General features: G+C 64.7%; 14 protein-coding genes and 2 CRISPR repeat arrays. Of the genes, 10 read left to right on the plus strand and 4 right to left on the minus strand.

Annotated features, from left to right (window positions below; genetic code table 11):
- Positions 1-76: 76 nt before the first annotated feature.
- Positions 77-1601: direct repeats of the CRISPR family, unit length 29 nt; unit sequence GCTTCAATCGGACTGTGTGGAATTGAAAT.
- 134 nt (positions 1602-1735) lie between these two features.
- Entirely contained in the window at positions 1736-3592 is a 1857-nt protein-coding gene (locus tag ACFE70_RS18760; RefSeq protein ID WP_375419320.1) for a glycosyltransferase, read from the minus strand.
- Positions 3593-3960: 368 nt separating this feature from the next.
- On the opposite strand from ACFE70_RS18760, the gene ACFE70_RS18765 reads away from it, so the two are divergent.
- Positions 3961-6630, plus strand: coding sequence for a membrane or secreted protein (locus ACFE70_RS18765; protein WP_375419321.1), 2670 nt, complete (start codon positions 3961-3963; stop codon positions 6628-6630).
- A 208-nt stretch (positions 6631-6838) separates the two neighbouring features.
- A complete protein-coding gene (locus ACFE70_RS18770) occupies positions 6839-7879 on the plus strand; it encodes a DUF1259 domain-containing protein (protein WP_375419322.1) in 1041 nt (346 codons plus the stop codon).
- 62 nt (positions 7880-7941) lie between these two features.
- Here the strand turns inward: ACFE70_RS18770 and ACFE70_RS18775 are convergent, their stop codons facing one another.
- Entirely contained in the window at positions 7942-8070 is a 129-nt protein-coding gene (locus tag ACFE70_RS18775; RefSeq protein WP_375419323.1) for a hypothetical protein, read from the minus strand.
- Positions 8071-8266: 196 nt separating this feature from the next.
- On the opposite strand from ACFE70_RS18775, the gene ACFE70_RS18780 reads away from it, so the two are divergent.
- Positions 8267-9112 carry a phosphatase PAP2 family protein gene (locus ACFE70_RS18780; RefSeq protein ID WP_375419324.1) on the plus strand — a complete coding sequence of 282 codons (846 nt, stop codon included), beginning with the start codon at positions 8267-8269 and terminating at the stop codon, positions 9110-9112.
- 140 nt (positions 9113-9252) lie between these two features.
- A complete protein-coding gene (locus ACFE70_RS18785; protein ID WP_375419325.1) occupies positions 9253-9666 on the plus strand; it encodes a DUF6960 family protein in 414 nt (137 codons plus the stop codon).
- 171 nt (positions 9667-9837) lie between these two features.
- Positions 9838-10578: direct repeats of the CRISPR family, unit length 29 nt; unit sequence ATTTCAATTCCACACAGTCCGATTGAAGC.
- Positions 10579-10835: 257 nt separating this feature from the next.
- Here ACFE70_RS18785 and ACFE70_RS18790 read toward each other — a convergent pair.
- Positions 10836-12302, minus strand: a complete 1467-nt coding sequence (locus ACFE70_RS18790) for a YfcC family protein (RefSeq protein ID WP_375419326.1) — start codon at positions 12300-12302, stop codon at positions 10836-10838.
- Between the two features lie 49 nt (positions 12303-12351).
- On the opposite strand from ACFE70_RS18790, the gene ACFE70_RS18795 reads away from it, so the two are divergent.
- Positions 12352-12600, plus strand: coding sequence for a hypothetical protein (locus tag ACFE70_RS18795; RefSeq protein ID WP_375419327.1), 249 nt, complete (start codon positions 12352-12354; stop codon positions 12598-12600).
- Positions 12601-12778: 178 nt separating this feature from the next.
- Positions 12779-13834 (plus strand): alpha/beta hydrolase family protein, encoded by a 1056-nt coding sequence (locus ACFE70_RS18800; protein WP_375419328.1) that lies wholly within the window; start codon positions 12779-12781, stop codon positions 13832-13834.
- An 84-nt stretch (positions 13835-13918) separates the two neighbouring features.
- On the opposite strand, the gene ACFE70_RS18805 is transcribed toward ACFE70_RS18800, so the two are convergent.
- On the minus strand, positions 13919-15352 hold the full coding sequence (locus ACFE70_RS18805) for an RND family transporter (RefSeq protein WP_375419329.1): 1434 nt from the start codon (positions 15350-15352) through the stop codon (positions 13919-13921).
- 15 nt (positions 15353-15367) lie between these two features.
- Here ACFE70_RS18805 and ACFE70_RS18810 point away from each other — a divergent pair, with 15 nt between their 5' ends.
- The 4 genes from ACFE70_RS18810 (at position 15368) to ACFE70_RS18825 (ending at position 17993) form a co-directional block, all read left to right on the plus strand.
- Positions 15368-15502 (plus strand): hypothetical protein, encoded by a 135-nt coding sequence (locus ACFE70_RS18810; protein ID WP_375419330.1) that lies wholly within the window; start codon positions 15368-15370, stop codon positions 15500-15502.
- A 169-nt stretch (positions 15503-15671) separates the two neighbouring features.
- Positions 15672-16577: a hypothetical protein gene (locus ACFE70_RS18815; protein WP_375419331.1), complete on the plus strand. Its 906-nt coding sequence runs from the start codon at positions 15672-15674 to the stop codon at positions 16575-16577.
- On the plus strand, positions 16567-17157 hold the full coding sequence (locus tag ACFE70_RS18820) for a PEP/pyruvate-binding domain-containing protein (protein WP_375419332.1): 591 nt from the start codon (positions 16567-16569) through the stop codon (positions 17155-17157). The genes ACFE70_RS18815 and ACFE70_RS18820 overlap by 11 nt, the downstream gene beginning before the upstream one ends.
- Positions 17154-17993, plus strand: a complete 840-nt coding sequence (locus ACFE70_RS18825) for a hypothetical protein (RefSeq protein ID WP_375419333.1) — start codon at positions 17154-17156, stop codon at positions 17991-17993. The genes ACFE70_RS18820 and ACFE70_RS18825 overlap by 4 nt, the downstream gene beginning before the upstream one ends.
- The last annotated feature ends 139 nt before the right edge of the window (positions 17994-18132 follow it).

Raw genomic sequence — 18132 nt, forward strand, 5'->3', positions numbered from 1 at the left:
TAACTTACTGACTCGTTTCTTTTTGTCCCGCTCCGATTCCCCAACACGCTCTAAGGCCGCCCTCACCGTCAAGGACGCTTCAATCGGACTGTGTGGAATTGAAATTGGTTTCGCAAGTTTTCGGGCCACGCGCTGGATAAGGCTTCAATCGGACTGTGTGGAATTGAAATAGCGGCGGATTGATTACCCGCCGCGCCGCCGCCTCCGGCTTCAATCGGACTGTGTGGAATTGAAATGATGGCACCCCCGACCAGGCCAGCATCCGGCCCCGCGCTTCAATCGGACTGTGTGGAATTGAAATTTCGAGGTCGGCGTCGCGGCGCGGTCCTGAATCAGGGCTTCAATCGGACTGTGTGGAATTGAAATGGCTTTACTTCAAGCTCGTGGCGGCCTCCAACCGGCGCTTCAATCGGACTGTGTGGAATTGAAATAGGCTTGGGCGCGCAGCTACTCCCAGGCGCGCGGCGCTTCAATCGGACTGTGTGGAATTGAAATGAGGATACGAAGGTGGAGTTTATCCAGGCGGCCACGGCTTCAATCGGACTGTGTGGAATTGAAATAACGTTACCGGCCTGAGCGCCGGGCTGGCCAAGGGCGGCTTCAATCGGACTGTGTGGAATTGAAATGGAGTTGCACGGCGCCGGGCGCGGGCTGCTGGGCCTGCTTCAATCGGACTGTGTGGAATTGAAATAATGCTGAAGGTTTCGCCGGCTAACTGAAACTGCGCGCTTCAATCGGACTGTGTGGAATTGAAATGTGTTGAGCGTGACAGTGGCGACGCAAAAGCGGGTGGCTTCAATCGGACTGTGTGGAATTGAAATAGGTTTGACCATTATGCTGGTCGTACTTCAAGCAGAGCTTCAATCGGACTGTGTGGAATTGAAATTGCTAACCAGTATTGATAAAACCAAATACACGGCGCGCTTCAATCGGACTGTGTGGAATTGAAATGGAACTTAATATCCTACTGGGTTCCATGATGCTGGCGCTTCAATCGGACTGTGTGGAATTGAAATGCGAAAAGGCTAGGCTATCGGGGCTATACTCTACTAGCTTCAATCGGACTGGTGTGGTACCTGACCACCTAGCCGGGCTGAGTCGCGGCTATGCTCTACTAGCTTCAATCGGACTGTGTGGAATTGAAATAAAGTATTCGACCGTATTGGTGATTTTGCGGATAGTGCTTCAATCGGACTGTGTGGAATTGAAATTTGATGGCCGTGAAGTCTTCCTCCGGCGCCAGCCAGGCTTCAATCGGACTGTGTGGAATTGAAATTGCAGGGGCTCTTCGGGCTGGGCCTCTGCTTTAACGGCTTCAATCGGACTGTGTGGAATTGAAATTGTTTTATCCTGGTTATGGTCCGCACGATGCCGGCGGCTTCAATCGGACTGTGTGGAATTGAAATTGCGGCGTCATTAAGGCCATTTCTGAGGAAATAGAGGCTTCAATCGGACTGTGTGGAATTGAAATATTTCCAGGCTGAAGAATTCTTCAGCAAGTCCTCCAGCTTCAATCGGACTGTGTGGAATTGAAATGCTCAAACAGCAGCACCTGGCTGTTGTAGCTCAGCTGCTTCAATCGGACTGTGTGGAATTGAAATATGCTGCGCGATGGCCGCACCCTCACGCCAAGGCGAGAGGGAGTTGAGGTAAAGCCAGATGCCGACGAGCAGTTAGTAGAACTCACTGTTCGTTGGCATCTGGTTGTTGGCAAAAAGGGCAAAGTATCTGGTGCCTACTCCCGGTCCAGGGCCAGGGCGTAGGCTTGATCGTAGTAGTGGCGCAGGTTTTTCCAGTCGAACAGCTCGGCTGAGCTTTCGACGGCGTTGCGCTGCTGAATGCGCTCGCGGCGGCTGAGCTGCACGAACTGCCAGAGCATCTCGGTCAGCTCCTCGGCGGCCTCATCGAAGCTGCGCTCCTGCCGGTGAACCACGAAGATGCCCTTGGCCTCGTGCTCGGGCACGTTGAGCAGGGCGTAGTCGCCGAAGCCGGAGAGGTCGGAGGTGATGGCGGGCACGCCGCGGGCAATGCACTCCAGGGGGGTGTAGCCCCAGGGCTCGTAGTAGCTCGGGAACACGCCCAAATGGCAACCGCGCACGAACTGCCCGTATTCCATGCCCAAAAGCGGCGAGGACGGCGAGACGAAATCGGGGTGGTACACGATTTTGACCCGGTCGTGCTGGTTGTTGACCAGGTTGGCCTGGCGCAGGAAGTTGAGGATGTCGTCCTGGCCGTCGTTAATGATATTGTGGGTCACGACTGAGGGCAGGGCGCTGGTTTTCCAGCTTTGCAGCGTGCGGCGGTAGCGCAGCTTCCAGTAGTCGTCCACCATCGAGTCGAGGTCGGGCAGGCGCTGGTCGGGGCCCGAAGCCGCTGCCACCACCAGCCGCTCGCCCACCTGCCGCTCGATGGCGGCGCAGGTTTCGCGCACCTCGTCGAGCATAGCCCGCGATTGCAGCACCTGCGGGTTGATGCTGGTGTAGGGGCGCTTGGTGATGAAAAACATAACCACCTGGCCTTCCAGCCCGCTTTGCTGAAGGCGGTAGTTGAGGCGGGCCAGCGCCTCCAGGGTTAGGTCAAAGCCCTTGTTGTGGTATTCATAGCGGCCGGAGGTGAAGAGGTAGAGCGTCTTGTCCAAATCGAAGGAATACGACTGGAAGAAGTGCGCCATTACGAACTCCTGAATCTTAGCCTTATACTGCTGGTGCAGGTTCTGGAACTCGTGCATGGCCACGAAGCGCTCGATGTTGAGCCCGTTGGGCAGCACCGCGTCCGGAATTCTATCCAGCAAGTAGATGCATTCGCGCACGGTCAGCTCACTCACCGTCGTGAAAACCTGGGCGCCGTGAGCGGCGGCGCGCTCCATCGTGACGGCCGACTCGATGTTGAACTTGCGGGCCTCGGCCAGCCAGTCCACGAACAGCAGGTGGTCGTAGAAGTTGGGGTCGTTCATGGCCAGGTAGCGGCCGAGCAGCGTGGCGTGGGTCGTGAACACGAGCCGCACCGGCGTCTGCTCGCGGCGCAAATCGGGGATGGCCACGCCGGTCATCCACTCGTGGAAATGGGCCAGCAGGCGATGCGGGCCGCCCGCGGCCTGGCTTTGGGCCGTAGCCGACGCCAGCTGCTGCAAAAACACCTTGGTCAGCGCCCCAAAGGCTACCACCTGGTGCAGTAAGTCGTCGTTAGCGGGGGTAGGGATGCGGTGATTATTCCACAAGCCGGCCTTGAGGTCGCCGAGCTGCCCGTAGGCCTGAAACGGGTTTATCAGCACCACCCGCGGCCGGCCCGTCACGAGCCAGGTGCCGAAGCACACGTCGTAGCCCAGCGCCCGCATCCGGCGCACGGCCTCGGCGTAGGGGTCGTCGAGGCGGCTCATTTCCTCGTCTGAAAACGGCTCGAACTCGCCCTGGGCCTGCTGCGGAAAGTAGGGCCCGAGCAGGCAGTAGCGGTCTTGCCAGCCCTGCACGGCGGCCGGCACCTTGCTGCGGATGACGGTGTAGATGCCGCCCACCTGGTTGCAAACCTCCCAGGCCACCTCCACGAGCAGCGAATCGGGAAACAGGGCGTCGGGGGCGGGAGCGGGAGCTTGCATAAGGCGAGGGGGGGTAGGGAAGGACGGCGCAAGATAGGTTTTTAGGGCGCCGGTGGGGTAGGGGGTAGGGAATTTCTTTTCTGCGAAGAAGTAATCCAGCTGGCCAGGTAGTCATGTCGAGCTGGCCGAGACATCTCGCCAGAGGAAGTAATCAGGGGTAAGTAACGATAGCATTAGTGCCGCCCGCGAGCTGCTTCGCAAGCTCAACATGACCGCCTGGCCAGCTGGATTACTTCCCGAGCGAGCTGCTTCAGCAAGCGGACACCAGATAAAGCATGACGATGTTTTTTTTGCTCACTCCCCCACTTCCCAGGAAGTGGGCAGCTGGAATTGCGCATTTTGCGGCGCATTTAGCCGCACAATCGTTTATGCTGACCCGGATTTCGTTTCTATTTTGGCTGCTTTGGGCCGTTGCCGCCAGCGCCCTTAGCCCCGCCGCCGCGGCCCAAACGCCCGGCCCTACCCCCCTCACCCGCATTGATGCGCAGGGGGTATGGCGCTGGCGCAAAGGCGGCGCCGAGGTGGCCTTGTTCGGGGTGAACTACACCGCCCCGTTTGCCCACGCCTACCGCGCCCACCGGGCCGTGGACGCCGACCTGGAAAAGGCCATCGACCAGGATGTGTACCACTTCGCCCGGCTGGGCCTCGATGCGTTTCGGGTGCACGTCTGGGACGTGGAAATCAGCGACACGCTGGGCAACTTAGTGGAGAATGAGCACCTGCGCCTGCTGGACTACCTGGTGGCCCAGCTGCAAGCGCGCGGCATCCGCGTCGTGCTCACGCCCATTGCCTACTGGAACAACGGCTATCCGGAGAAGGACACCGGCACCGGCTTTTCCAGCATCTACCCCAAAGGCGTGGCCTACCGCCAGCCCCGCGCCGTGGCCGCGCAGGAGCGGTATCTGACGCAGTTTTTGAACCACCGCAATCAGTATAATGGGCAGCTCATCAAGCACGACCCCAATATTCTGGCCTTTGAGGTGTGCAACGAGCCTCACTACCGCCCGCCGCTGGCGCCCGTGACGGCCTTTGCCAACCGCCTGGTGCGGGCCATGCGCGACACCGGCTGCCGCCAGCCCATCTTCTACAACCTGGCCGAAAGCCCCAGCGTGGCCGATGCCATTTTGGATGCCAACGTGGATGGGTTCACCTTCCAGTGGTATCCGGCCGGGTTGGTGGCCGGCCACGGTCTGCGCGGCAACCTGCTGCCCCACGTCGATTCGTACCCGATTCCCTACCAAAACGACCCGCGCTTCCGGCGCAAGCCCCGGCTGGTGTACGAGTTTGAGTCGGCCGATATCATGCAGCCCATCATGTACCCGTTCATGGCCCGCAGCCTGCGCACGGCGGGCTTTCAGTGGGCCACGCAGTTTGCCTACGACCCGCTGGCCATTGCTTTCGCCAATACCGAGTACCAGACCCACTACCTCAACCTGGCTTATACGCCGGCCAAGGCCCTGAGCCTGCTCATTGCGGGCAAGGCGTTCCGGCAGGTGAAGCGCGGCCAGCAGTTCGGGGCCTACCCCGCCGATTCGACCTTTGGCGCCACTCGCGTGAGCTACCGCCAGGGGCTGAGCGAGTGGAACACCGACGACGAGTTTTACCACACCAGCGCTACTACTACGGCCCCGCGCCGCCTGGCCCGGTTGCGCCATCTGGGGGGGGTAGGGAGTAGTCCGGTGGTCAGCTACGGCGGCACCGGCGCCTACTTCCTCGACCGCCTGGCTCCCGGCGTGTGGCGCCTGGAAGTGCTGCCCGACGCTGTACCCCTGCACGACCCGTTCGAGAAAACCTCGCTGCTCAAGCCCGTGACGCAGATTTTGTGGAACGAGCAGGTCCTGCAAGTCAGCCTGCCCGACCTCGGCCCAGCCTTTCGCCTGCGCGGCCTCAACGCCGGCAATGCCGCCCAGGGCCAGGCCCGCGGGGGCCGCCTCACAGTGCGGCCCGGTGTGTATCTGCTGGCGGCGCCCGGCGCGGCCCCGGCGGCCGGCCAGCTCACGGCCGCCTCGCCGCTGGGCGTCATCAAGCTGGGCGAGTTCGCGGCGCCGCCCACCAGCGGGCTGGGGCCGCAGGCCCGGCACACGGCCCCGGCGCAGCTGCCGGCCGGACAGCCCGCCCAGCTCACCCTGCGCCTGACCGGCGCCGGCCCCCAGGACTCGGTGCTGCTGGTGGCCCAGCACTACTACGGCCAAACGCGGGTGCTGCCCACCCGGCCGGCCGGCTACGCCACCTACGCCGCCACCGTGCCCGCCGAGCTGCTTTATCCGGGCCTGCTGCGCTACTGGCTGGTCTTGCGCCGCGCCGGCCAGCTGCCGCTCACGTTTCCGGGCGCCTTCCCCGGCCAGCCTACTGATTGGAACTACTACCCTACCGCGCGCTGGGAGGCGCCCATCGTGGCGGCCGGCGCGCCCCTACCCCTGTTTCTGGCCGCCACCGACCAGGAGCAGGTCGAAGCCCGCGCCCTGGCCAACGGCAGCTGGACCGACTACGTGACCACGCCCGCCGGCCCGCTGGCCCTGCGCTTTGAGCCGGCCCGGCCGGCGGCCCCGGCGCCCCCGGTACCCGGCGCCGCAGCCCCGGTCGTGGCAGTGGTGGCTGCGCCCGCCCCGGCGGCCACTTTGGCGCTGGCCGCCTCCGCGGCGAGTGGACCGTCGCACAGCCTGCGCGTATTTATTGGCGACAAGCTCAGCAGCCGCTCGGCTGAGTTAAGCCAGTTCGAGAGCCTGCTGCTGAAAGCGAATGCCGCCGCGCCCGGCGCCCGGCTGCGCGTGCTGCTGGTCACGCGCGACGCAGCGGCCTACGTTGCCACCATTGCCCTACCCCCCGCCGCCGGCCCGGCGCTGCGCCTGGCCCTGGCCGATTTCCGGCCCGCGCCGCTGCTGCTGGCGCCGCGGCCGTATCCGGGGTTTCTGCCGCTGTTCTTCCAAAGCAGCGCCGCCGCGCCGGCCCTGCGCCTGGCCGACGTGGAGGTGCTGCAAGTGCTGGTGGACAGCAGTGGGGGCAAGGCCGTGGACGTGGAGTCGGTGCGGCTGGAATAGCAATTCTCCTTAATGAGCAACAACTAGCTGAAAGGTCAAAGCTACTGTACCCGTCGGGGTAGCTCTAGCCGTATGCGCCTGAGTAGCGGGCGTTGGCGCGGGAGAAGGGGGGTAGGGAAGCTCCCGCCGCGGCGAGCTGCTGCCCTGGCCAGTGTTCCTGGTTGGCTACCTGGGGTTGTTTTACTTGCTGTACTCAACTTAACCTGCTATGAATCAGATTTCCCGGCGCGAGGCGCTGCGCGCTGCCGCCCTGCTGGGCGCTACTTCCGCGCTGGGTCTCGACCAGACCCTGGCCGCCGCGCCAGCCCCTGCAAAAGGCAAGACGCCCGCCCTGACGGCCGCCGAAATAGCCGCCATCGACGCCGCGCTGGGCAAAAAGGGCGCCTACAACGAAGCCCAGGCCACCCACGTCATCGGCCTGCCCCGCAACGACTTGAAAATCAACATTCAGAGTCAGCCGGTGCCCATTGCGTTCGGGTTTGGCGGCTGGGTGGCCATCAAGCACACCCTCGACGGCAAGTCGGCCATGCTGATGAGCGACACGGTGCTCTTGCAGGCGGAAGTGGCGCCGCTCATGGACGCGGCCCACGCCAACGGGCTCGAAATCGGGGCCGTCCACAACCACTTCTTCTACGAGGAGCCCCGCATTTTCTACCTGCACGTGCACGGCATGGGCTCCCCGGCCGCGCTGGCCGCCAAGTTTGCCGCCACGCTCAAAAACTCCCGGCTGCTGCCCGCCAACCAGCCGCCCACGGCCGCGGCGTCCGCCGCGCAGTCGGGCAACAACGCTACCCCGGCCGCCCCCGCTGCCCAAACGGGCCGGGAGCTGTTCGACCTGCCGGCCTTGGACAAAATTGTCCGCTACCAGGGCACCGTCAACGGCCCGACCTACAAGTACACAGTGGGCCGCGACGACTTGCAGGTGCTGATGATGAACACGGAGATGACCGCCGCCATCGGCCTCAATTCCTGGGCTGCCTTCGCCGGCCCAGGTGCCGCTGCCCACATCGCCGGCGATATCGCCATGCTGGAGCACGAGGTCAACCCCGTCATCCGGGCGCTGCGCGACCACCAGTTAGAAGTCGTGGCCGTGCACAACCACATGCTCTTCGAACAGCCGCGCATGGTGTTTCTGCACTACTACGGCCGCGGCCCCGCCCCGGCGCTGGCCGCTGGCTTCCGCGCCGCCCTCAACCAACTGGGCCAGCAGCCGGCCCCGATACCGGGTATGGGGCACGGGCAGCACTAGCGCTGTTTCAGAGTTAATTGGCCCGGCCCGACGCCCTACCCCCGCGATAAAATCAGGACCGCCTACGGCGCCAGGGCCAGCGCGCCGCGCCAGCCGAAGCCGTCGTATTCGCCCGCTTCGGCCTCAATGCCGGGGGCTTCAAAAGCCGAGAATTTGCCGTCGTAGCCGCGCCAGCCGGAGTTGAAGCGCACCTGCCCGGCCCCTGGCGCCCGCGGCCCCGTCAGCCCCGGCTTTTTGCCGTATTCAGAGCCCTAAATGCCCTGCCGCTGGTTGCCGCGGCCCGCCCTGCGCGCCGCTCGGCGCGCTACATTGGCGGCTCACTTCTCGTCCCTACCCCCCTTGCCAGCTTAAAGGGCGGGGTAGGAAATTCCCCAAACCTCGCCTTTCGTGCCCACCAGCCCCGCCAGCTTTCGCCTTTTCTCTCTTCGCCTGCTCGTGGGCGCCGCGCTGAGCGGGCCCGCGGCGGGCCCCGTCCTGGCGCAGGTGCCGCCCCCGCCGCCCACCGCGCCAACCCCTGCCGACACCACCCACAAGTTTGAAAGCCCGGCCCGCGCGCCGGCCGCGGTCAGCAAGCCCTGGTACCGCGGCAAGCTCGTGCGGGCCAGCCTGGTGCCGGCCGTGCTGATTGGCTACGGCATCAGCACCATCAACGGGCACGGGTTTTACTCTTCTTATGAGGCTCGCCACGACCTGCGGCGGGCCTTTCCCAACTTTCACACCCGCGCCGACGACTTTCTGGTTTTCGCGCCCTACCTGGAGCTGGGCGCCGTGCTGCTGGCCGGCGTCGAGGCGCGCGACGACCGCCTCAACCTGGGCCTGGTCATTCTCAAGGGTGAAGCGTTTATGCTCGCTACGGCCTTCACTACCAAGTACATCGTGCGCAACGAGCGGCCCGACGGCTCCGATGATTTATCGTTTCCGTCGGGCCACACGGCGCAGGCGTTTCTGGCCGCCAGCATCGTCCACACCGAGTTCCGGGATAAAAGCCAGTGGTACGGCATCGGGGCTTATGCGCTGGCCACGGGGGTAGGGGCGCTGCGGATGCTTAATGACAAGCACTGGCAGGCAGATGTGGTGGCGGGCGCGGGCTTCGGCATCTTGTCGGCCCACCTGGCCTATCTCTCGCACCGCCACCGCTGGGGCCGTCAGCCCCTGGGGCGCGACGTAGGCTTCTCACCCACCTGGAACCCGGCCGGCGGCGCCGGCCTGCGCCTGACCTGGCAGCCGAAGTAGGGCGATGAGCAATTATCAGTGAGCAGTTAACAGTTAACTGTTGGCAAGAAGTGGCTGAAGTAAATTTGCACCGGACCGGAGCAATTCAATTTGTCAGCCTGTTCACTGTTAACTGCTCACTGATAACTGTTAACTGAAATATGCCCCGTCCCAAGCCCGTTGTTTTTGGCCTTTATCCCTGGACGCCCGCTTTCGGCTTCCGCTACGTGCACCCGGCCAACCGCCGCGCCTTTGAGTACCTGGAGCCGCTGGGCAAGGTGTTCGAGAAAATCAGCGAAGACGAAGATGCGGAGTGGATTACGCTGCGCTATGACGAGCAGCAGTTTCTGCTGCGCCCGGAGCTGTTTCGGGAATTGAATCGCAGCCAGCGGCCGGCCTTCAGCTTCGGCGACGCGGTGCGCGAGGCCCGCCCCGCCGCTGGTCAGAAAGGCCATCAGGGCCTGATTTCAGATGTGTTCTGGCTCGAAAGCGAGGAGCGCGCCCGATTTCAACTCGTGGAAAACAAGCGCAAGCTTAGCCGCGTGTTTGAGGCCGAGGAGTTGACGGTGGTGTGATATTTTGCTTATTAAAAAATCAGGGATAAAGGAGGAATCGCGGACGGCCAGCCCCCAGAGGATGGCCTATAGGCAGCATCCCTACCCCCTCGTCTGAGCCAAAGCCCCCATAGGTGACCCCAGCCCACGCAACTTGGCGCAGCCGGTGGGGTCGCCTACGGGGCTTGTTCAATATCAATTCCACACAGTCCGATTGAAGCTTTCATAAAGCCCAGCCAGGTCGCCTCCAGTTCGTCATTTCCAATTCCACACAGTCCGATTGAAGCCTGGGCGGTCTTGATTTGCTTGGAATCGTTGAGCAGATTTCAATTCCACACAGTCCGATTGAAGCGAAACGCGCCCTGAGCCGCGCCGTGCTCAAAATCACATTTCAATTCCACACAGTCCGATTGAAGCCACAACCGACGCGCTGGAAACTATCCGCGTTGCAGTATTTCAATTCCACACAGTCCGATTGAAGCTTCAGCCAGGAGCCGCTCGGCGTGAGCAATGTTCTATTTCAATTCCACACAGTCCGATTGAAGCACTTAGTGCAACGGTCGGTGATGCTCTCCGGCATCATTTCAATTCCACACAGTCCGATTGAAGCACAGCCCCGCTTGACGAATGAGCAGTCTGAGAAGTGATTTCAATTCCACACAGTCCGATTGAAGCCCGCTATCTACTCAGACAACAAAGCAAAAGGATTTTATTTCAATTCCACACAGTCCGATTGAAGCGCGGCGCTAACGCAAACGGCTCCGAGACGAATGAAATTTCAATTCCACACAGTCCGATTGAAGCAACTCGGCGTCCGTCGTATTGTGCGCTTTTTCCAGCATTTCAATTCCACACAGTCCGATTGAAGCGGTTGGCGGCGGCGGTTCGGGCGGTTCGGGGCGCCATTTCAATTCCACACAGTCCGATTGAAGCCGGTGAATTATGGCCCGAAAATAGGCGTCTGGAGCTTTTAAACAGGCCTTTAAAATTTATAAAAAGCGTCGGTCGTTAAAAACGGAGAAATATCCTGGCAGTGACGACTTCTGTGAATCAAGGTGTTGGCTGTACAGCTTGGGTATTTTTAACTGCCTGCTTGGCTTGAAAGCCAGCAGCGACGACCGCGCCGCCCAACACCCAACGGCAGGAATTTCCTACCCCCGTTGCGGAGTCTGACCGCTTGGCTTAAAAAGTTAAACGCCCAGCGCGATGGCCAGCACCACGCTCGTCAGGCCCAGCGCCAGCAGGCCCAGATACAGCGGCCACACGAAGCGCCACCACTCCTCCAGGCGCACGCCGGTGGCAGCCAGCATGGCTACCAGGGTGCCATTGGTGGGCGTGAGCAGCTCGCAGAGGCCGCCGCCGTACTGAAAGGCCAGCACCGTGACCTGGCGCGAGAGGCCTAGCAAATCGGACAAGGGCACGAGCAGCGGCATGGTGAGCGTGGCCTGCCCGCTGCCGCTGGGCACGGGCACGTGCACGGCCGTGTGCAGGCCCACCATGCCCAGCGCGGCCAGCGCGACGGGCAGCCCGGCCAGCGGGGCGGCCAGCGTCTGCACAATGGTATCGACGATGTGGCCCTGCTCCAAAACCACGAAAATGGCCCTGGCAAAGCCAATCACCATCGCCGAAAAGGCCAAATCCCGGAAGCCCTGCACGAAGGCCTCGGCGGTGCCGGTCAGGCCCAGGCCGCCCACGAGGCCGGCGGCGATGCCCAGGGCCAGAAACAGGGCCGCCATCTGCTCGAAGTCCCAGCCCAGCTTCAAAACCCCGTAAGCGAAAAACGCGAACGTGCCCAGCAGCAAGGCCAGCACCAGCCCGTGCCGCGCCGAGGTGGCAGGCGGGTTGGGCGGGGAGAGGGGGGTAGGGATTTCGAGTTCAGCGGCGGCGGCGCCGGGGTTGCGGCCGGTGGTGGGGGTAGGGAGAAGGGTCGCCGGATCGTCCGAATTGCCCGCCTCGCCACCGAAGCTGGCTGGCACCAGCCGGTGGCGATTCGCGTGGCGCAGCACCCCGAAAACCCAGAACCCCAGCGCGATAGCCAGAAACACGAGCCGGTAGAGGCCGCCCGAGAGCAGCGGCAGCTGGGCCAGCTTCTGGGCGATGCCGACCTGAAACGGGTTGATGGGGCTGAACGAGGCGCCCACGAACGCCGCCCCGGCGCTGGCCGCCACCGCCGTGAGCGGCGGATAGCCCAGGCGCCCCATCAGAATCAGCAGCACCGGCACGAGCGGAATAATCTCCTCGCCCATGTTTTCCAGGGCGCCCATCGTGGCGAAGAGCGTGGCAATGAGCGGAATAATGAGCCCTTGCCGGCCGTGCAATTTGCGCAAAAGCCAGTCGACGCCGAAGCGCAAGGCCCCGGTTTGGTCGACGACGGTGAAGGCGCCGCCGGCCAGGAAAATGAGGAAGATGACTGCGCCCGCGTCGAGCATCCCGCGGGGCACATCGACCAGCATTTGCAGTGGCGAAACCGGCGTGGGCGCCACGCGGTGGTAGGAGCCGGGCACGACCACCGAGCGGCCGGTGGCGGCATCGGTGTGGCGCACGAACTCGCCGGCCGGCACCACGTAGCTCAGCAGCATCGCCAGCATGATAAAACCCATCAGCAACACCAGCGGATGGGGAAAGCGGAACGCGCGGGAAGTAGTCGGCGGGGTCATGGGGCGAAAGTAGGCCGGCGCTGGCCGTAAATTTGCCGGCCCTACCCCCATGACTTTCGCCGACTTCAAAAACCTGCACCAGCGCCTGCAAACCGAGCACCTGGCCCGGCACGGCCACCTGCTGGCCGAGCGCGGCGAAGACAGCTGCGCGCTGAGCCTCTACGCCGTGGCCGATTTCTACGCCGAAGTCTGGCGCCAGCGCGGCGAGGAGCAGATTCTGTTCATCCACGTTTTCCAGAAGCCCAGCGGCCTGAGCGACTATCTGGAGCGCGTGCAGCTGCCGGCCGAGTGGCAGTGAAGGTGGAGGAATGAAGAAGTGGCCGTGAGCCCCGCCGGGGCTTTGGCTGAATGAAGGGGGGTAGGGAAATAAGCCAGCCCGGCGGCTGGCTGCAACTGCCCGGCCGCGGCCCCGTCTCTGCCGCAGTGCTGGCCGCCCTAACTGAGGCCGCTACCCGGATTCAGACTTACATCGCCGCATGTTGTTTTTACGCTTTTCGCTGCTGGCGCTGCTGCTGGCCGCCGCGCCCGCCGCCTTGGTGTTGGGCCAGACCCCGGCACCCCCAGCCGCTACCCGGCCCGCCGCGCCCAAAACGCCCGCCGACTTTGGCTTTCGGCACTTGGTTGTCCTGTTCGGCCGCGACAGCGTGGATGTGCTGGTGCAGTCGCCGCCCGGCCAGGAAGAAACGCGCAAGCCGCTGCTGCTCTGGGTGCAGGGCTCGCAGCCCCGGCCGCTGATAATGCTCGATGAAGGCCGGCCCTACGGCGTATTTGCTTTTCTGACCAAAGAAGCCCGGCCCGACTGCCATATCGTGGTCATCGGCAAGCCCGGTATTCCGCTCGTGGCGGATGTTAAGGTGCTGGATGCCAGCAAGATGTTTATTGATAAAATCACCCACACGCCGCCACCTTTCTACTGCCAGCGCAACTACCTTGAGTACTACGTGCGGCGCAACACCGCCGTGCTGCGCTATCTCAAGCGGCAGCCGTGGGTTGATAAAGCCAGCGTAACGGTCGTGGGCCACTCCGAGGGCAGCACCGTGGCCGCCCACCTGGCCGCCGTGCCGGGCCTGGTCAGCCGGGCCGCCTACCTGAGCGGCAACCCGCTGGGCCGGATGCTCTCCAACCTGACCGACGCCCGGCAGGATGAGGCCGCCGGCGACACCGCCGCCGTGTCCCAGATGTGGCGCTACTGGCGCGACGTGGTGGCCGACCCCACCCGCCTCGACTGCCCGCCCGGCGACGCCAACCGCACGACCTACGGCTTCTCGGCCCCGCCGATGAAGGAGCTGCTGCGGGCCCGCGTGCCGCTGTTCATCGGCTACGGCACCCGCGATAAGGCCGTGGTTGGCAACGACTACCTGCGCCTGGAAGCTCAGCGGCGGCACAAAATCAACTTCACCTTCCGAGCCTATCCCGGCCGCGAGCACAACTTCTTCGGCCTGAAAGCAGACGGACAGGTGAACTACGACGATTTCTACTGGGACAAAGTGGGCGAGGATTTTCTGCGCTGGGCCGGGCTGCTGGCGAAGTAAGTAGTAGCGCGGACTTTGTAGTCCGCGAGTTGAACATCCCAAACGATGCCCTGGCGGCGCACTCGCGGACTCGCAGAGTCCACGCTACGCTTCTTTATCAAACCAGGCCAGCACGAGCGGGAAAATAATCAGCTCGCCGAACAGGGCGGCCACGATGGAGATGGCCGTGAGCAGGCCGAAGAGTTGCACGGTTTTGAGCGAGCCGAGCAGCATGAAGCTGTAGCCGCAAAACAAAATCAGGCCCGTGAGCACGATGGCCGGGCCCACGTGGGTGATGGTGGCCCGCCGGGCCGCCGCCGGCCCGAGCTGCCGGCGCTGGCGGCGGTAGTGCAGCACAAAGTGCAGCGTGTCATCGACGCTGAGGCTCAGCACGATGGCGGCGATGCTGGCCGTGGCCGTGTCCAGCCGGATGCCGAGCCAACCCATCAGCCCCAGCACGGCCAGCACCGGAAACAGGTTGGGCAGCACCGTGAGCAGGGCCAGGCGCCGGCTGCGCACCACCGCCCAAACCAGGCCCAGCACCACCAGCACCGAGTAGAACAGGCTCTGGGTTTGCGAAGTCGTCACGTAGGCTACGATGCGGGCGTAGAGCGGGCCGTAACCGGCCGGCTCCACCGTGGCGACGCCGGCCAGCACGGCGGCGGCCAGGCGGCGCACGGAGTCGGTTTTGGCCGTCAGCTGCCGGGCCGAGAGCATGGGGCCGCTGAGGGTAAGGCGCCCGGTGCGGCCATCGGCGGCCTCGAACTGACGCAGCAGGGTAGGGAAATCAGCCTGGAGCCGCTCGTGGGTGAGGCGCAGCAGCGAGCGGCTGCCTAGCGCCCGCGCGCTGCGGGGGCCGGGCCCGAAGCGGCTTTCCAGCCCGGCCTGGTAGAGCGAGTGAAACCCGAACACCGCTGCCACGCCCGGCACCGCGCGCCGCAGCGTGTCGGCCAGGCGCTGGGTGGCCTGCTGCACTTCGGGGCTGTGCAGGGCCAGGCCGGGGCGGGGCCGCACGAGCAGCTCCAGCGGCAGATACGGCCCCCAGGCCGCCGCGATGGCCCGGTGGTCGCGCACCACGGGATGATTGTCAGGAAAGTAGCCCAGCGTGTAGGTGTCGGCGCGCAGGCGCGGCAGGCCCGCCAGCAACCCCAGCGTGAGGGCCAGCGAGAGCAGCACCAGCGGGCGCCGCCAGCGCCACACCCAACCGTAAAGCCGGCCCAGCGCCGCGCCGACGGCCCGCGGGGCATTGAAGTTCGCCCCGGAGCGGTTGGCCGCCGGCCGGGGGGTAGGGAAGGCCGCGCCCGGCCCGGCGCCCGGCGCTGAAGGCGCGGCCGAGGCGGCGGCCGGCCGCGCCAGCGGCAGCAGCCACACGCCCAGCCCGAACGTGAAGACCAGGCACCACGCAAGGCCGACGCCGGCAAACAGCCCGAACGAGCGCAGAATCGGCATCGGCGAGCTGAGCAGGGCCAGGAAGCCGGCCGCCACTAGCAGCGCCAGCAGCAGGTAGCGGCAGCGGCGCAGCAGTAAAAGTAGGAGCATGACAAAAGCAGGAGCATGACTTTATCCATAAGGAGGGGGGTAGGGCAACTCGCGGCGAACCCGGCCGGCGGGCAGCCCGACCTACCGGCCCGGCAAGGGCACGAAGGGGCGCGGCCCGGCTGGGCCGGCCGCTTACCGGCCACGAAGTAACGGCCGGAAACTGCGGCGGTAACCAGTTGCCTGTGGCGGTTGAAAGTCTGATTATTCACTCACAATTATTTAATTAACAGTAGTTTATGATTAATAGACAGCATAAATAAAATCCCATAAATCGAAAAATAAATATTTCAACTTACTCGGCAGGCCTTTACTTCGGCCCATGAACCTGCGAAATCTGGCTGCCTACCTCCAGGAGCGTTTCCCGCCCGTCAACATGAGCCTGTTTGTGGTGCTGTTTCTTACCGTGCGGGCCGTGGCGGGGGTAGAGGCCGGGCCGGGCGGCGCGGCGCCGGAAAGCGGGCTGCTAACCGCTATGGGCGCGCTGGCGGCGGTCAGCTTTTTCTTTCGGCTGCGGGTCTTCGACGAGGAAAAAGACTTTGCGCAGGACGCCCTGCATCACCCCCACCGGGTGCTGCAAACCGGCCGCGTCACGCTCCGGCAGCTGCGGGCGCTGGCTTGGGCCGGCACCCTGCTCGAAGCTGGCTGGGCCGCCGCCCAAGGCCGCCCGGCCCTGCTGGGCTGGGCGCTGGCGCTGACTTACAGCCTGCTGATGCGGGCCGAGTTTTTCGTGGGTGGCTGGCTGCGCCGGCATCTGGTGCTGTACGCGGGCAGCCACCTGCTCATCATGCCGCTGGTCATTCTCTGGCTGTGGCTGGCTTATACATCTGGCAGCCCGAGCTTTAGGGGCCCGCTGCTGCCCCTGCTGCTGGGCCTGAGCCTGCTCGGCGGCTTGGCCTTCGAGCTGGCCCGCAAGCTGCACACGCCCGCCCAGGAGCGGGCCGGCGTCGACTCCTATTCGCGGGCGCTGGGCTACGGGCCGGCGCTGGCGGTCACGGCGCTGGTGCTGCTGGCCGGCGCCGCCACCCAGGCCCGGCTGCTGGCCGGGCTCGGGGCCGGCGCGGCGGCCTACGCCGTGCTGCTGGGCCTGCTGGGGCTGACGCTGCTGCTGTACGCCGCCGCGGCCCGGCGGCCCCGCGAGTTGCTGCTGCGCCGGGCCGAGCTGGTCGTCTCCCTGTTCATGCTCACCTCTTACCTGGCTTTGCTGGCCGAAGTCTATGGCCGCTAATTCGAAGGCAAGGGCTAAATTCGGGCAACTGTTCGTGCCTGGCGCCGGGCCCGCGCCCCGCGCCGCCGCCCACACGCTGGGCGGCAAGGCCGCCGGCCTGCTGCGGCTGCGGGCGCTGGGCCTGGCCGTGCCGGAGTTCGTGGTCTTGCCGGCCGCGTTGTTCGAGCCGGCGCTGGCCGGGCTGCCGCTCACCGCCGCGGGCCTGGACGCCCGCCGCGCGGCGCTGAGCCGGTTTGTGCTGCCCGAGGAGGGGGTAGGAAATGAGTTGCGGCGGGCGCTGGCCACCTGGAATTTTCCGGGCGCGCCGGTGGTCGTGCGCTCGTCGGTGGCGGATGAGGATGGCGCGGCGGCGGCCTTTCCCGGCCTGATGGACAGCGTGCTGCACGTGGCCGACTGGCCCGCGCTGCAAGCGGCCGTGGCGCGGGTGGCGGCCAGCGCCTATTCCGAGCGCGCCCTGGCCTACCGGCGGCAGCGGGGCCTGCCCCTGGCGGCGCGGCCGGCGCGCCCGCGGGCCTGCGCCTGGCAGGCTTGTTTCCGAGAGCGGGCGGCGACGCGGCTTATTTCGGCTTTTGGGAAATGACGGACGATGTGGTGCTCAACCAGGCCGCTTTCAGTCAATTGGCGGCCGAAGCCCGGCGGCGCGGCCTGCGCCGGCTGGTGGGGCCGCTGCACTTCAGCACCTACTTTCGCTATCGCCTGCGGCTGGGCGCGGCGCCTTCCTGGCGGCAGTTCGACCGCGAGCCGGTCAACCCGCCCTACTACCCGCGCCTGCTCGGCCAGCTCGGCTTTCAGCCCGGCCTCACCTTCGAGAGCCGCCGCCTCGGGCCGGCGGCCGTGGCTCTGGTCTATGAGCAGCAGCCGGCTGCGCTGCGCCAGCTGGCGGCGCTGCCGTTCGATTTTATTCCGCTAAACGCCGAAAGCTGGGTTCGGCTGGAAGACGAGATTTTCGAGTTAATTCAGCGGGTTTTTGGCTTGAACCCGGCTTACCGGGCCGTGCGCCGGGCGCAGTTTAATTTGCTCTACAATGCCGGCTACGCGGCCGGGCTGTGCCCGCACTCCTCGGTGCTGTTTCGGCACCGGCCCACGGGGCAGCTGGCGGCGCTGAGCTTGTGCCAGCCCAACTACACACCGCTGAAGCTGCCGCCCACCGAAACGCCTGATTTTCAGCAACACTACCCCCGGCTAACCCAGCGCACGCTGCTGGCCAAAACCGTGGGCGTGCACCCCGACTTCCGAAGCCAGGGCCTGCAAGCGCTGCTGGCCGCCTACGCCATGCGCAGCTTCCGGGAGTTTTATAAGGACATCATCTTCTGCCTGATGCGGGCCGATAACCTCTCGCTGCGCTTCACCGACGGCCTGCCGATGGAAGTGGCGCAGTACGCCTTGTTTGAGCGGGCGCTGCCGGCCGAAAGCTGACCAGCGCTGCTCACAGCCTGCTGCCGCCCTCCTCACTGCCCTTCGCCTAGCATAGCGAAATAGCCCTCAACCAGCCGCGGCAGAAAGGGGTAGGGGCTCACGGCGTGCGCCATCAGGTAGAGGCCTAGGCGGTGCAGGC

Origin of the sequence: uncultured Hymenobacter sp. (assembly GCF_964243305.1) — a bacterium.
In the GTDB taxonomy this organism is placed as follows: domain Bacteria; phylum Bacteroidota; class Bacteroidia; order Cytophagales; family Hymenobacteraceae; genus Hymenobacter.